7 protein-coding genes are annotated in these 14,920 nt (G+C 63.2%); 4 read left to right on the top strand and 3 right to left on the bottom strand.

Annotated elements, in window-relative coordinates; genetic code table 11:
* Nucleotides 1-24: 24 nt before the first annotated feature.
* The 4 genes from murJ (at nucleotide 25) to trxA (ending at nucleotide 5,618) form a co-directional block, all read left to right on the top strand.
* Complete coding sequence (gene murJ, locus DBZ45_RS06695) at nucleotides 25-2,139, top strand: murein biosynthesis integral membrane protein MurJ (RefSeq protein ID WP_111903146.1); 2,115 nt, start codon at nucleotides 25-27, stop codon at nucleotides 2,137-2,139.
* A gap of 172 nt (nucleotides 2,140-2,311) precedes the next feature.
* Nucleotides 2,312-4,036, top strand: coding sequence for an ABC transporter substrate-binding protein (locus tag DBZ45_RS06700; protein ID WP_111903147.1), 1,725 nt, complete (start codon nucleotides 2,312-2,314; stop codon nucleotides 4,034-4,036).
* Nucleotides 4,037-4,296: 260 nt separating this feature from the next.
* On the top strand, nucleotides 4,297-5,253 hold the full coding sequence (trxB, locus tag DBZ45_RS06705; protein ID WP_111903148.1) for a thioredoxin-disulfide reductase: 957 nt from the start codon (nucleotides 4,297-4,299) through the stop codon (nucleotides 5,251-5,253).
* 38 nt (nucleotides 5,254-5,291) lie between these two features.
* On the top strand, nucleotides 5,292-5,618 hold the full coding sequence (trxA, locus tag DBZ45_RS06710; protein WP_111903149.1) for a thioredoxin: 327 nt from the start codon (nucleotides 5,292-5,294) through the stop codon (nucleotides 5,616-5,618).
* Between the two features lie 6,099 nt (nucleotides 5,619-11,717).
* Here trxA and DBZ45_RS06720 read toward each other — a convergent pair.
* The 3 genes from DBZ45_RS06720 to rsmG form a co-directional block, all read right to left on the bottom strand.
* A complete protein-coding gene (locus DBZ45_RS06720) occupies nucleotides 11,718-13,058 on the bottom strand; it encodes a ParB/RepB/Spo0J family partition protein (RefSeq protein WP_111903151.1) in 1,341 nt (446 codons plus the stop codon).
* Nucleotides 13,059-13,125: 67 nt separating this feature from the next.
* Nucleotides 13,126-14,178 carry a ParA family protein gene (locus tag DBZ45_RS06725; RefSeq protein WP_111903152.1) on the bottom strand — a complete coding sequence of 351 codons (1,053 nt, stop codon included), beginning with the start codon at nucleotides 14,176-14,178 and terminating at the stop codon, nucleotides 13,126-13,128.
* A gap of 85 nt (nucleotides 14,179-14,263) precedes the next feature.
* Nucleotides 14,264-14,914 (bottom strand): 16S rRNA (guanine(527)-N(7))-methyltransferase RsmG, encoded by a 651-nt coding sequence (gene rsmG, locus DBZ45_RS06730; RefSeq protein ID WP_111903153.1) that lies wholly within the window; start codon nucleotides 14,912-14,914, stop codon nucleotides 14,264-14,266.
* Nucleotides 14,915-14,920: the final 6 nt, after the last annotated feature.

A 14,920-nucleotide genomic window follows, 5' to 3' on the forward strand; every position in this document is an offset into this window, starting at 1 on the left:
CGCCCGGGTGAGACGATGAAGACGATGTCAGCAGCCAATCCGTCCTCCGACCAGCCCGCGCAGCCGGGCGAAACACCGCCCGGTGTAGCGCCCGCCAGCGAGGCAGCCTCCAGTGCAGTGCAGCCCGGCGAGGCCCGTTCCAGCGCCATCATGGCCGCCGGGACGCTGGTGTCCCGTGTGCTGGGTTTCGGCAAGACCTGGATGCTGGGCTGGGCGCTGGGCCTGGGCTCGACTGTTAATGACACGTTCATCAACGCTAACAACCTGCCAAACCTGATCTTCCTGCTCGTGGCCGGCGGCGTATTCAATGCCGTGCTGGTCCCGCAGATCATCAAAGCCAGCAAGGCACCCGACAGGGGAGCGGACTACATCAGCAGGCTGCTCACGCTGGCAGTTCTCGTGCTTCTGTCCCTGACGTTGCTGGTGACGCTGTTTGCGCCGGTTGTCATCGAACTCACCACGCAGGGCTACTCGCCGCAGCAAAAGGCACTCGCTGTTACCTTCGCCTTCTGGTGCCTGCCGCAGATCTTCTTCTATGGCCTCTACGCGCTGCTGACGCAGGTACTGAATGCCAACGGTGCCTTCGGCCCGGCCATGTGGGCGCCCATCCTGAACAACATCGTGGCCATTGCCGGCCTTGGCATGTTCATCTGGATCTTCGGTACGAACAATGTCAACCCGCATTCGCTGGATAACTGGGGTGCGTCCCAGACGTTCTTCGTCGCGGGGTTCTCCACCATCGGCGTCCTCTCCCAGACGGCCATCCTTCTGATCCCGGTATTCCGGCTGAAGCTGGGGCTGCGCCCGCGCTTTGGCTGGCGTGGGGTGGGGCTGGGCCATGCCGCGCGACTAAGCGTTTGGACACTTCTGACCGCAGCTGCCGGGCAGCTCGCGTTCCTGTACGTCATGCGCATCGCCACCATCCCCGGAGCCGAGAGGCTCCGGCTGCAGGAGGCCGGCGACCCCGCCGGCGACATGCTTCCGGGTAACGCGGTCCTGGAAGTGGCAAGCCAGCTGTACCTGCTCCCGCACTCGATCATCGCGCTCTCCCTGGCCACCGTGCTGTTCAACCGGATGACCCGCGCATCGCAGGACGGCAACCGTGCGGAGCTCCGCGAAGCCCTGTCGCACGGGCTGCGGACCATGGCGGTGGCAACGGTGTTCGGTGCGCTGGCGCTGTTCGCCCTCGCCGGGCCTTTGGGCATGTTCTTCTCCGGCGGTGCCCGCACCGACGGCGTGATGCTGGCGCAGACCCTTACCATCCTGGCGCTCAGCACCCCGTTCATGAGCGCCAACTTCATGATGTCCCGGGTCTTCTACGCCAATGAGGACGCGCGCACGCCGTTCTACATCCAGCTGGTGCTGGCCCTGGTCAATGTGGTGGCCGCGTTCTTCATTCAGTTCCTGCCGTTCGACCAGATCATTTTCGCCATCGCCGTCCTTTACACCGCAGGAAACGTCCTCTCGGTGGTCGTCTCTGCCATCTTCCTGCGCCGCCTGCTGGGCCACTTGGACGGTCCGCGGATCATCAGCTCATACATCCGTATGGGCTACGCGGCCCTCGGCTCGGCCATCGCGGGTGTCGGTGCGCTGTGGCTTATGGGCAGCTACAGCCCGGTGGGTTTCGCCTGGAGCAGCCGGCCCGCCGCCTTGGCGACCATCATCGTCGTCGGGCCTGTGATGCTGGCGGTGTACCTGCTGCTGCTGAAGCTGTTCCGTGTCACCGAGCTGCGCGATCTTCTGCGGCCGCTGCTGGGGCGGCTGGGCCGCGGTACCGGCGCGGATTCCGGTGCACCGGCGGCTGCTCCCGCTGCCACTGGCCCTTCGGCAGCCGGAGCGTCCTCTGGCACTGCTGCACTGCGGCGTCCGAGGCCGGAACGCGCCACGGTCTCGTCGGACACCGGCCTGATTCCCCGGATTTCCGGCGAGTTCGATTCCGCCTCCTTCCGCGCAGGGCCCGCCCCGCAGCCGGAACCGGAAGATTACGACGACGCCGCTTACCTTCCTGAGGAGGACGTCCCGGGGACGGCCCGCGGGAACGCCCTGCGCGGGGAAATCCCGCTCCCGGGCCGCCGAACCTACCAGGGATCCCCCGGCCATAACCCCCACTTCCCGTCACGGCGGAGGAAGAAAAAGTAGCCCGGCAGAGAGCCGGTCAGCCCCGTCTTCCGCGGCCGTTGCACAGCATCGGCTAGGATCGAGGGGGAACAAAGGTAGTTGCAGACCACGGGTCCGCCGGCGCGCCGGAGGCCTTTCAGGGCGATGCATCGCCAGGGCCAGAAGCATTTCCCGGACAGGCTAGGAGGAACACGTGTCCCACCCGATCGATGTCGGATCAGTACTTGGTGGCCGCTACAAGGTCACGGCCACTGTGCTGAGCTCGCATGACCAGGATCTGGTGCTGGACGGTGTGGACCAGGTGCTGAACCGTTCGGTCAGCATCCTGGTGGCCGGCCCGTACAACGCCGACCAGGTGGCTCAAAGTGCCCGCGAAGTTGCCACGGGGGAGCGCCCCGGGAACGTGCAGATCTTGGACCTTGGTGTCAGCGACGCCACGACCTATCTGATCACCAACCACACCTCCGCGGCTGACCTGCTGGACCTTGTGGTTGCCTCCAACCCGCCCTACGTGGAGCCCTTCTTCACGGACACCCTGGGCAGCGAGATCTTCGGCCAGGCGCGCTCCCACGAACCCGAAACCTACGACGAAGACGACGAGGTCGAAGCCGGGTACATCAACTACAGCGAAGGCCAGTCCGGGCCGGGCGGGCAGTACCCTGCCACCGCCCCGGCCCCTGCCGGCGGCCGGTCCACCCACGGGGCAGCGGCTCCGCAGGGCCGCGGGCAGCAGGCTCCTGCGCAGGCACCCGCAGCGCCAGTCCGGAAGGCTCCCGTTGTGCCGCCGCTTCCGATTGCCCGCCCCGTAGCGGGGCCGGCAGCGGGTGCGGCTGGTGCGGCAGCAGCTGGTGCGGCTGGTTCGCGGGGAAACCGGCAGGGCGTCCCGGAAACCACTGCGCCGCAGCCGGTTCAGCCGGACAGAGGCTACGAGCAGGACGCCGGCCGCGAGTCCGTCCAGCACGACAACGTTGAGCAGGCGCTCCTGCACCGCGACAACAACCGTTCCGGAAGCGCCCCGCGCGGTGCGGCCGGTGCCGGTGCGGCGGCAGCAGGTTCCGCGGGGGCTTCCGGCGACGGCCGCGGCTCATCCAAGGTGTCGCTGTGGTCCGAGAACGACTATGACTACGCCCCCGAAGACGGGTATGACGACGAGGGCGGCGACGCGCACGAGCCGGACCGCCGTGCAGGCAATTTCCCTCCCGTCGCCCGCACCGGCACTGCTCCCGCAGCCGACTATTACGACGATGAAGACGACGAGCCGCAGAAGGAGCCGCGTTCCATGCGTTGGCTCGTTGGTGGCCTTCTCGCGGCCGTCCTGATCGTCGGACTTATCTTTGCCGTGACCAACCTCGGCAGCCTCTTCAAGAGTGCACCGCAATCGGAAGCAACCCCCGGAGCCACCGCCCCGCCGTCGGCTGCCACCCAGCCGAGTACCGGTACGCCGGCCCAAAGCACCGCTCCGGCGGCAGGGCCGCCGGCCATCGAGGGGATCACCCGCCAGGGCAACTTTGATTTCGCTTCGACGTACGACGGCGACCTCGGCAAGGCGTCGGACGGAAACGCGGCGAGCTACTGGTCAGACATGGAGTTTGCCACCGAGGACTGGGGCGGCCTTGCCCCCGAGGGTGTCCCCCTGGTGGTCAAGCTCAAGACCCCTTCCAAGGTCTCCTCGATCACCCTGAACCAGTTGGGCGCCTCGGGCGGAAACATCACGGTCTTCACCAACGACCGCCCCTCGCTGGACGGTGCAAAACAGGTGGGAACCAACAGCTTCACCTCGCCTGACCTCACCATGCCTCTGGCCGAACCGGTAACTGCCCAGTACGTCATCGTCTCGATCAAGAACCTGCCCAAGCTCGCAGCCCCGAAGACCCGCTTTGGCTACGGCCTGCGGCTCGCGGAGATCAAGGTCCAGTAGAGGACACTGCCCAATAGGGCACAGCCCTAAGTAGCGGATACTGCCGTTCAGCGGCCACGTTCCTCCAGGGCGTAACGGGCATGCCCTGGATGGCCGGAGACGGTACCCTTGTGGAAAGTCCCGTGGCGGTGTTCTCGTGCAGGCACGGGCGTTTTTGGCTGCCTGCAAACACGTTTGGAATATTCCACACTGCCAATCAGTTGTGCCATGTGGCCGGCCGGAAGGCTGGCGCATCGACAAAGGAAGAGGTTCACCGTTCAGTGAGCACCGCAGAAAACAGCGCGTCAGAAGTACGTGATGTCATCATCGTCGGCTCCGGCCCCGCAGGCTACACGGCCGCCGTGTACACGGCCCGTGCCAACCTGAAGCCGCTGCTTCTGGCTGGCTCCGTCACCGCGGGCGGTGAGCTCATGAACACCACCGACGTCGAGAACTACCCCGGCTTCCCAGAGGGCATCATGGGACCTGACCTCATGGAGAACTTCGAAAAGCAGGCTGCGCGCTTCGGCACCGAAATCCAGTTTGAGGACGTCACCGCCCTGGATCTCGACGGCGACATCAAGACCGTCACCATCGCAACGGGGGAGACCTTCCGCTCCCGCGCCATCATTCTGTCCACCGGCTCGGCGTACCGCGAACTCGGCCTGGCCAATGAAAAGCGGCTTTCAGGCCACGGCGTCAGCTGGTGCGCAACCTGCGACGGTTTCTTCTTCAAGGACCAGGACATCGCAGTGATCGGCGGCGGCGACTCGGCCATGGAAGAAGCGCTCTTCCTCACCAAGTTCGCCAAGTCCGTGACGGTGGTCCACCGCCGCGACACGCTGAAGGCCTCCAAGATCATGGCAGACCGAGCACAGGCCCACGAGAAGATCAACTTCGTGTGGAACACCGCCGTCGATGACGTCCTCGGCGGAGACAAAGTCACCGGCCTGAAGCTGAAGAACCTGGTCGACGGCACCGAGTCCGAACTTGACGTGACCGGAGTTTTCGTGGCTATCGGCAACGATCCGCGCACCGAACTCGTCAAGGACAGCCTGGAGATCACGGACGCCGGGACCATTGCCGTCGAGGGCCGCAGCTCCCGCACCAGCATCAAGGGCGTCTTCGCCGCCGGCGACGTTGTGGACCCGACCTACCGCCAGGCGATCACCGCGTCAGGCTCCGGCTGTGTCGCAGCGATCGATGTTGAGCACTACCTCGCAGACCTTCACGCCTAACCGGCGCTGAGAACCATTCGAAGAGAGAGACAAGGGTTATGAGCAACGCAAAAGACGTAACAGACGCAAGTTTCAGCAGTGACGTACTCGCCGCCGACAAGCCGGTAATCGTTGACTTCTGGGCCGAATGGTGCGGTCCGTGCCGGAAGCTGGGTCCCATCCTTGATGAGATCTCCGTTGAGTATGGCGAGAAGGTCAATGTCGTCAAGGTGAACGTTGATGACAACCCTGCCATCGCCGCCGAGTACGGCATCACCTCCATTCCTGCCGTGTACCTGTTCCAGGGCGGCGAAGTGAAGAGCACTGTCATCGGTGCCAAGCCGAAGCAGTTCTTCGAAAAGGAGTTCGCGGACGTCCTGTCCTAAGGCCAGACGCCGGACGGGGAACCTGATCGGGAACGCTGGTCAGGGTTCCGCCCAAAGGGTGGCCATTACTCCAAGGGGAGTGGTGGCCACCTTTTTGTTCCTCAGGTATTTCTCGGTGACGAAGTAACCATGGGCCCCGCTCCTTCTGTAAGGCATCTTGGGCAAGGTGCCCAAGGCCACTGCACGGCCGGGCAAGCTCCGGGTACAGTCGACTCGCCAGTCACCGGAGGCCACCGCCACCCTCTGGCCCATCATTCGCCGCGTCTAGGGTCCTCCATTGCGCCAGCGCCTTCCGCTGCGGGCTGTCAGGCGACGGAAGGAAACCTTTCGCGGTCTCGTTCACAGCAGTTCCTCGCCGAGAATCCCTCAGACATCCGCGTTCGCGCTTCATGCTTCCTGCGCACCCACCGCCGCCAACCGCGGCTTATCGCGCCGCGCTCGATCCGGATTCGGGGGACTCGACGAAGGCACACTACCCGCCCCAGTGCGAACTGCCAGGCTCCTGCCTGGGACACGCCGCCCCAGAGGACGATGTTTCACGTGAAACCAGCCGCACCTCCGGGCCCCCTGAGGCGGGTGCCACACCACGTCCACAAGAGCACAGGATGAACATTACAGTCTGCGCTGTCGACACTCTCGTTGCTCAAACTGGCGAAATCCGCTGTTCAGCAGGGCAGCATGGACGAGCACTAGCGCACGGGGAAATGCCAGGTACGCGTCACTGTCTAAGCCACCCGGGCGGATTGAATAGACCGTGACAGGGGTTGTCATTGCACAAGCGCTGGGAAGACAACTGTGTCTGCCCCCGCCGCCCGCTGGGGGTACGACATCAGTGCGTACAGAAGTACCCAGTAGTTACCCTGTGAGCTCTCGAATCACTCTCCAGTTGAGCGATACCACGCGGTGGCCCTTGGGCCGCGTTCGCTGGACGAGCACTACGCTCGAGCGTCATCTAGAGCCGCAACCGCATGCGCGCCGAGGCATCCCACGAGCGTCCTCAGTAAGGGGATGCCACGCAGTGCACTTGTTTCACGTGAAACATGAACCGTAAGCCGGGCGGGATTTCGTGTTCGAGTCCTTGGAAGTTCTAGGTTTACAGCCCCCCAAAGGTGAGGGTGCGCGCTAGGCTGCCTCCTTATGACCGTGTCGACGGCAAAACCAGCGAGAAGAGCTGAGCTTTCCCCGCTTTCGCGGTCGGGGCGGCGCTCAAACGAACCAAAGCCGAACACTGCTCACCACCGTCTCGGCCATGTCGCCCCCTGTGCCCGTCCAATGAGGAATGCCGACGTCGCCCCTCACTCACCAAAACGGGAACCCCACCAACAACGTCCAGCACCCTAAGCGCCTCGACCACCACAATCGCAGCATGCAGGCCATGCCCAACGTAGGCCATTGCGCACGCCGCAATGCAGCCGTTGGGCCGCATGACAACTGTATAAGGCAGATCGCGCCGAGCAGAACGCACCCAGGCAAAGGGCTAAGACGAAACTCACCCCAACTGGACGCGATAAGTGTCCGGGTACGGCCCGACCTCTCAGCTCACACGGGCACGTAATACTTCCCTTCTAGGAACGCCGGCGCGACCCGCTTCCTACTCCACCACGGGGCAACACTGAGGGTGCGCCGCAAAAAAGCAGGCGCCAGCGTCCGTCCGGACCGACCATCATAGTGCGGTCACCAGCCTCCTTGCTAACACTTAACGCCGAGTGCGGAATGGGCGTTAGTTGAAATGTCGACTCGGTACCATCATGCGCACTTCTCATCGTGCCGCCACTGTAGTCGCCCAGCACCGGTACCAAGAAACCACCGGGCATGTCCTCAGGAGCTTCCGGTCTCGGGAGCATCCGGAGCGCTCCTAGCATGGCGGCCAGATGCACGGGGCCGGGCCACTCCATTGGGCTATGATGCAGTGCCCGTCTGTCCCGCGACTAAGAGTCCGATTTCGCGCTGCTCGTGGCCACGAGTTATCGTCCGGCCAGTTTCACGTGAAACGTGACCTACACCACGATGGTGCACCCGCACGCCAGGAACAGTGTTTCACGTGAAACAAGGCAGGCAAACTCCGGCGGAAGCGTAGCTACCAGCCGACCTCTTCCCAACATTGGGGGCCCCTCTCCACCCGGCGTCGGGTAACCACTCGAACAACCTAAGCGAGGGGCTATGCAGGTATCGGCCACGTTTCTGGCTCTAAAATTGCGCGCAGGCCGCCGCTGCTTATCTGGGACCAGCGGGCATGCACGGATGCCGCCGGATGATGCCCCTTGACCTGCGCGTCGGCTCAGCTGTTGATAGGGACCTGCTGATGTCCCGGTGGGTTGCAAGGTTTCACGTGAAACCACGCGTGGAGTGCTGGTGGCCTTCGATCTGTAGCATCACCACAATCGCGGTGGGATCCGCGCCACGTGCCTCCGCTGACTCCACGACCATGCCTGGCCCTTCCCGCCCCTGTCTTACGAGACGCGGCACCGAGTCCACTAGGGGGAGCGCGATGGAATTCGAATTGAGACTTCGGCGGATTTCGACTTGGCTGCCCTGCTCTAGGTCTCAGGTATGGGAAGCCACATGCGTGCGTGCCCAGCCTTCCTTTATGCACGGAAGCGAGAGCAGCAAGATCACCCCATCGTTAAGCTCTAGGGACCACAGGGCGGGGTCGTCACCGCCGTCTCATTTAGGCTCCTCAGCGTCCGGTGCAGACCTCACCGTTAGAGGAGCCGAACCGCGCCCATAGCCACGATAGCTTCCGCGCGGCTTCCGGTAGGGGGATGAGTGCAGCGCGTGCCTCCGGCCCCCGGCTGGCGCGACGGCTGGCGAACCGGAAGGCAATCAAGTGTGAACGAGCGAAGGCTAGCCCGTGGCCAGCTCGCAACTCCCTTCTTTGTGGTGCCGTTCATACTGGCTGCAGCGCACGGGCAGTGCCGCCAGCGGCTACCGCACACGCCCGAAGACCACGCAGGACGTCAGAATAGAGCTCCATCACTGCGCCGCCCATGCTCCCGGTGTTTCGACTACAGCCCAGAGAGGACTCACTGGGGTCCTATGGGACCTGCAATCTTTCGTGAGATTCGCACCGCACTCCAGGGACCGTTGCATTTGGATCGGGATCCTGCGCGCAGAACTGTTCGAACGGGCTCTGCACTGTAGGACGCAGGACGAAGAAGGTAAGACGACATAGGTTCATGGGCTCGACCACCGTGCTGCGGGGCATGCGTTTCTGCTGCTTGATGAGGAGCTCAACGATCATGAGGGCCGAGACATTTTTAACCACCTCGATCGGCCGATGACCCAATCACCAGGGACCCCCTGGGCCCCGGCACCCCCTGCTGTACTGCCCCTTGGCACCAGCGAATGCCTGGGGCGGAATCGACGTTACTAGACTGGCCCCTCGCTGGTCAGACCAGCGCCGAAGAGGGCGACAGCGGACAGTACAAATCCTTCGTTGCAGCTGCTCCGCAACCGCAACACAGGTCCCTTCGATGACAATGAAATGAGCCACGAGCGTGAATCGTGGCTGACGGGCGCCATGTACTAGGTCTCACCATGACATTATTCACAGTGTTATCCACAGGCGAATCCACAGGCTTATCCACAACGCATGGCGGAAGGCAACGGCACATTCGCTCAGTCGGTGAAGAGCCTCACAGCGCGCGCTATTCAAGGGACGTCACGTCACCGGCCGAGTGTCGCGGTTTTCGGATAGTCGGTCGGCAAGCACGGGGACCGGCTCGGGCAGTGAAACGCGGTGTAGGTAACCATATTGATTCGGTGAACTGCTCGTGGAGCACATGGAGGAGAATCGAAACCAGGTGTGCGGGAAACCAGTCTTCAGTTTCACGTGAAACAACAAGTGAGCGCCTAGCGTCTTCGGGTGTCACGCGGGCCAGGACAACTCCTCTAGGCGGCTCCTGGGGGAAAGCGGGAGCACGATATCCACCCCGATACCCACAAGGTTATCCACATGCTTATCCACCGGCTTATCACCTAGCTTCCGGGGCGGAAACTTGTGTAGGAGCCTGTGTCACCTGTCGGTCAGAACTGGTCGGTCCGGTGCCAGAGCTCGTCCGGCGACAGCCTCCGCCTCAGCGCAACCCGCTGGCATCGTCGTGCTCGATGCAGACCGATCCTGCGGTCTCAGCTCGCGGCACATCCCACCCATCGGTCGGGGCTCGCCTTTACAGAAGCCACGAATAGGTCCTCGCGGCGCAGGCCCATTCAGAGACTGGGAAATCCAGTCGATGGGTGAGTGGTATGCACGGGCACATTCGCAGCAACATCTGTCAGCCACTCGCGGCATGTGCTAAACGCCGTTGCGATCCGTCATGGTCTCCTTTCGTCAGAGCCTTACGGTTGTTGGGCGTCGCAACTTCTGTCTGTCGCCGGGCACGGACCTTCGGCGGGAATGGCTGCATAAATCCCAAACTTTGGGCGAGTCACCCAGTGAAGGCGATGGGCGCCGGCGCGACTGCTGATCAGTCGAACGGCGCATGCCGGAACGTTTCACGTGAATCGCATGCTGGCCCGCGCTTCACGCCGAGCTGCGGAGGAGGGAGAAGAGGATCATTTGCGTTTCCGCAGCGGCTGGCAGGGGAGGTCAGTGAACGCGCGATGTGGGGACCAAGGAATGCCGTACCGTTCGCCGCCGCATGCGCGAGCGTCCAGGATCTGCGTACCCCCGGACCACCAAGCGGGCCCAGGGTAGGACCAGTTGTAGGCCGGGGGACACGCATCCCAGGGGCTACGATTGAGGGGCCGGGAGGATCACAGAACTGCTGTACACCGTCCTCCTTCTAGGTCTAGGTTCTCGCCGTGGCTCCTCTGTTCCCCGAATACTGACCATGGTTCCGCCTGCCCTCAGTTGGGCCTTCGAGCTGACGCGCTTTGCAGCAAGCGCTGAGGCGCCCGGCCGTTGGCTTTCCAGTCGGCCGTAGGACCCATGCGCGGCTGCCGAGCCACTCTCACTATGGCACATCGAAAATCGAAGGGGCCAGCCCGGCTAGAAGTGGCCCGACACTGCAGAACTCGTACACCCCTCGTTGGCTGTCAGGCGGGCGGCCAACTGGTTGCCGCGTTTCACGTGAAACAGCGCCGGACAAGGGTCCGCTTCGTCGGAGCGCCACCAACCCCGTTGGCACGCCAACCTACACCTTTGGCGGCCCTTGAGTTACGCCGCTAGAGGTCAACTCTCGTCCATCTCTGTGGCGACGAAATCTGCTAGCAATGCAGCGAGTTGATCGATCATTTGAGTGCAAGTAGGACGCTGATCCTTTTGCGGCATTCAGCCAAATCGCCCTAGTTCCGACGGGCGGACTGCAAAAAGTGCAGTCCAAGGGACTGTACTGGTGTATCTATCGGGCCGGATGTTTGGAGAAGAGGGGACACAAAGGCCATCGCGGAAATGCACCTCGAGCAGAAGCTCAGCCGTCTATTGGACCACGTGCGTGTACGTTTCACGTGAAACAGCGCAACAGACGCGGCGGCGGCACTAGTGCTGATGTCGCGCGGCCGAACCGAGGCCGACTGCCTGGCGCTTTCACATCACCAAGGACACGCAGGGCACACGCTAAGAGCTAGCAGCACCGTAGAAGGCAGAATGGCTGCAGAAGCGACTAGGCGGCCCTGAAAGCAGCCAAGGACGTCTCTCTGGCCCCTAACGCCGCGCTCTCGCGTCCGCAGTGCACCATCCTCCGCCAGGGACCGAAGACAAGCAACTGTGGTTCCGGCAAATTGTTAGGAATGCGGCACCGAGCGTGATGGTGGCAGACAGTTGCGGTCGGCCGAATTCCCAATGGCGCAGGAAAGTCTCGGGCCGCAGCCACATGAAAAGGACGACGGCCGCTCTGTTGCGTCCAACCCCTGAGCCAGGTTTCGTCCCCACCGACATGGGTGCTGGTTGTCCGCAAGGCAACCGTGGAATCCGCAACCCACGAGCCGTCAGCCAGTTGCTGAAGCTCAATTCATCTTGACTGTACGACCAAGACAGGTGCCGCACAGCCCAACCTTGGTCCCACGGCAATAGCGTCTGTAGAAGCAGCGAAGGAAAAAGACCTCAAGGTACAGAAAAGGGCCCGTTCACCTGAACGGGCCCTTTTCGATAGAGGTTCTTTAGTTTTCCGCGCCTGGCGCGAGAACGTCCATGATGCGGTTCAGATCTTCAACGCTAGCGAATTCGATACTCACGCGCCCCTTTCGCGCTCCGAGCGAGATCTTCACGTTGGTGTCGAGCCTGTCCGAGAGCGAGGAGGCCAGATAATCCAGCCGCTCGTGACGTGCGCCTGGGCGCGGAATATTGTTCTTCGCCGGCGTCGCGGGTTCACGGTGCAGGGTGACCGCTTCTTCGGTGGCTCGGACCGACATGCCCTCAGCCACAATCTTCTGCGCCAGGCGTTCCATGGAGGCAGCGTCGGGAAGCGAGAGGAGAGCCCTGGCATGGCCGGCGGACAGCACATTGGCCGCAACACGACGCTGCACCAGCGGCGGGAGCTTCAACAGCCGCAGAGTGTTGGACACCTGCGGGCGTGAACGGCCGATACGGTCAGCCAACTGCTCGTGCGTTGTTCCGAAGTCCTCCAGCAGCTGCTGGTAGGCGGCCGCCTCTTCCAGCGGATTAAGCTGGCTGCGGTGCAGGTTCTCCAGAAGTGCGTCGCGGAGCAGGTCGTCATCCGTCGTGTCCCGGACAATCGCGGGGATCGTGGAGAGTCCAGCGGCTTGGACTGCCCGCCACCGACGTTCACCCATGACAAGTTCATACGGTTCTCCACCCTTTTCGGTTGAAGTCCGCACCACAATTGGCTGGAGGACGCCTATTTCACGAACGGAGTGAACGAGCTCCGCCATGTCGTCCTCATCGAAGACAGAACGGGGCTGTTTACGGTTTGGGTGGATGTCGGTGACAGGAATCTCGGCAAAACGGACGCCCGGTACCTCGACGAGATCGACGCCGTTGTCCGAGACAGCAGCCGAGTCTACGTTCTCCCCGGCAGCGGCGGCCCGGGCAGAAGCGGCAAGCTTCTCATCCGCCGACGGCGTGCCAGGGCGGACGGCTTCAGACTTCCCAGCATCCTTGTCGGCCTTGGTCGCCCCGGCCTTTGCAGAAACCGCGCCGGCCTCCGAGTCACCGCTCCTGGAAGCGGCGGTCTTCGCCGCGGACTTGGCAGGGGAGGGCTTCGCCGCATCCGAAGTACTCTCGGTGCCTGCATCCGTACCCGCTGCATCCGTACCCGCCTCGGCCAAAGCCTTCAGACCGGAGCGGCGTGCAGGCGTTTCGTCGAGATCTGGCGTATCCGGCTCAACGGCCGGGGCGGGTTCAGCCGTCTTGCGCGCCTCGGGGAAGAACAGATCCACGGGGCGCGACGGAGCTGCTCCGTTACCCGAAGCGCTTGCGGACGCGGAACTTGGAATGAGTGCGCCAAGACCGCGACCGAGCCCGCGTCGCTTATCGCTCATGGATGATTCCCTCCATCGGAAGAGCCCGGCTATGCCGGGCTCCGGCTGTTGCTGTGTTTGGAAAATTCTAACGCTCAGCGATTTCCGCTGCGGCTTCCAGATAGGACAACGCGCCGCTGGAGGATGGATCGTAGGTCATGACCGTCTGCTGGTAGCTCGGCGCTTCGGAGATTCGCACGGAGCGCGGCACGACGGCGCCGAGGACCTGATCCGGGAAGTGCTGGCGGACTTCAGCTGCGACCTGAGCGGCCAGGTTGGTCCGCCCGTCGTACATGGTCAGCAGAATGGTGGAAACCTCCAGATCTGCATTCAGGTGCTTCTGGATCATCTCTATGTTCTTCAGCAGCTGGCTCAGTCCCTCGAGTGCATAGTATTCGCACTGGATGGGGATGAGCACCTCGCCGGCCGCACAGAAGGCATTGACCGTCAGCAGGCCCAGGCTGGGCGGGCAATCGATGAAGATGTAGTCGAGCCGCTGCTCGCCCTTCTTCTGCCGTGCCTTGGCATAGACGTCGATGGCTCGGCGGAGGCGCTGCTCGCGTGCCACCAGGGAGACGAGCTCGATCTCGGCGCCGGCCAAGTGGATAGTGGCCGGAGCGCAGATGAGGTTGCTGATGTCCGGGCACTGTGCAACGACGTCTTCGAGAGGCAGATCGTTGATCAGGACATCGTAGATGCTGTCGACGTCGGCATGGTGCTCAATGCCCAGTGCCGTGGACGCGTTGCCCTGCGGGTCGATGTCGATGACCAGGACGTTCAAGCCAGCAGCCGCCAGCGCCGCAGCGATGTTGACGGTGGTGGTGGTCTTTCCCACTCCACCCTTTTGATTTGAAACCGTGAAGATGCGCGTCTTCTCCGGCTTGGGCAGGTTGCGCCCGAGGAGCCGTTCCCGCCTTCTGTTCTCGTGCGCCAGTTCCCGCGCGATGGGGCTCGAGTCATCGAGGGTATCCAGGACGTTGCCCCGCGCCGCGGTTTCACGTGAAACCTTGGGGGCACTCGTGGCTGCAACCGGACTGGGCTGATTTAGCGTCGTAGCGACCGGTGATACGCCAAAGGCACGCGCCGACCCCAGAGACACGAACGGGGGGATCCGCTGCGTGGAGGTTTCGCTACTGGTCACTGGGACACACTCACTCTCGTTCGGCTTTCACTGCCGTTCTCTAGCCTAACCGCTACACCCTAAGGACCCGCGGCACCTTGCGGGGCTAGGCCCTCTTTTGGGTCTTCTTAACTACGATGCGCACCACAGTGGTGGGCTCCTCGAGCAGGTCCTGGCCAACAGTGACCACCGACGTCTCCACGCCACCAAGCTTGCGGATGGCCTTAGCCGCCTTGTCGATCTCATCGGCGGCGCTGCGGCCCTTGATGGCCACGACTTCACCCTCGCCGCCGAGCAGCGGAATGGTGAGGCCGGCAAGATTACTCAGGGCGGACACCGCCCGGGCGGTCACGACGTCGGCCGTCACCATCCCAACGGCAAGTTCGGCACGCGTGCGCATGACGGTGACGTTACTCAAACCGAGGTCGTCAACCACTTCCTGCAGCCAGATCACCCGGCGCTCCAGCGGTTCGATGAGCGTCAGTTCGAGGTCAGGGCGGGCGATAGCCAGGCAAAGTCCCGGAAGTCCGGCGCCACTCCCGACGTCGGCCACGTGGCTGCCTTGGGCGATTTCACTCTCGATCACGGCGCAGTTCAGGACGTGGCGCCCCCAGAGCCTGGGGATTTCCCGCGGTCCGATGAGCCCGCGCTCGGTGCCTGACGTCGCCAGGTGTTCAACGTACCGTTCAGCCAGGCCCAGGCGGCCGCCGAAGATCTTTTCCGCCGCCTGGCGCTCGGCTGGCGTCATTTCAACCATCAGTAA

This window comes from Arthrobacter globiformis (assembly GCF_003261175.1).
Lineage (GTDB): Bacteria > Actinomycetota > Actinomycetes > Actinomycetales > Micrococcaceae > Arthrobacter > Arthrobacter globiformis_A.

Bases quoted from the DNA above. Each gene is read 5' to 3' on its own strand.
- murJ (WP_111903146.1), top strand. From the start codon at position 25: ATGTCAGCAGCCAATCCGTCCTCCGACCAGCCCGCGCAGCCGGGCGAA.
- trxA (WP_111903149.1), top strand. From the start codon at position 5,292: ATGAGCAACGCAAAAGACGTAACAGACGCAAGTTTCAGCAGTGACGTA.
- DBZ45_RS06720 (WP_111903151.1), bottom strand. From the start codon at position 13,058: ATGAGCGATAAGCGACGCGGGCTCGGTCGCGGTCTTGGCGCACTCATT.
- rsmG (WP_111903153.1), bottom strand. From the start codon at position 14,914: ATGGTTGAAATGACGCCAGCCGAGCGCCAGGCGGCGGAAAAGATCTTC.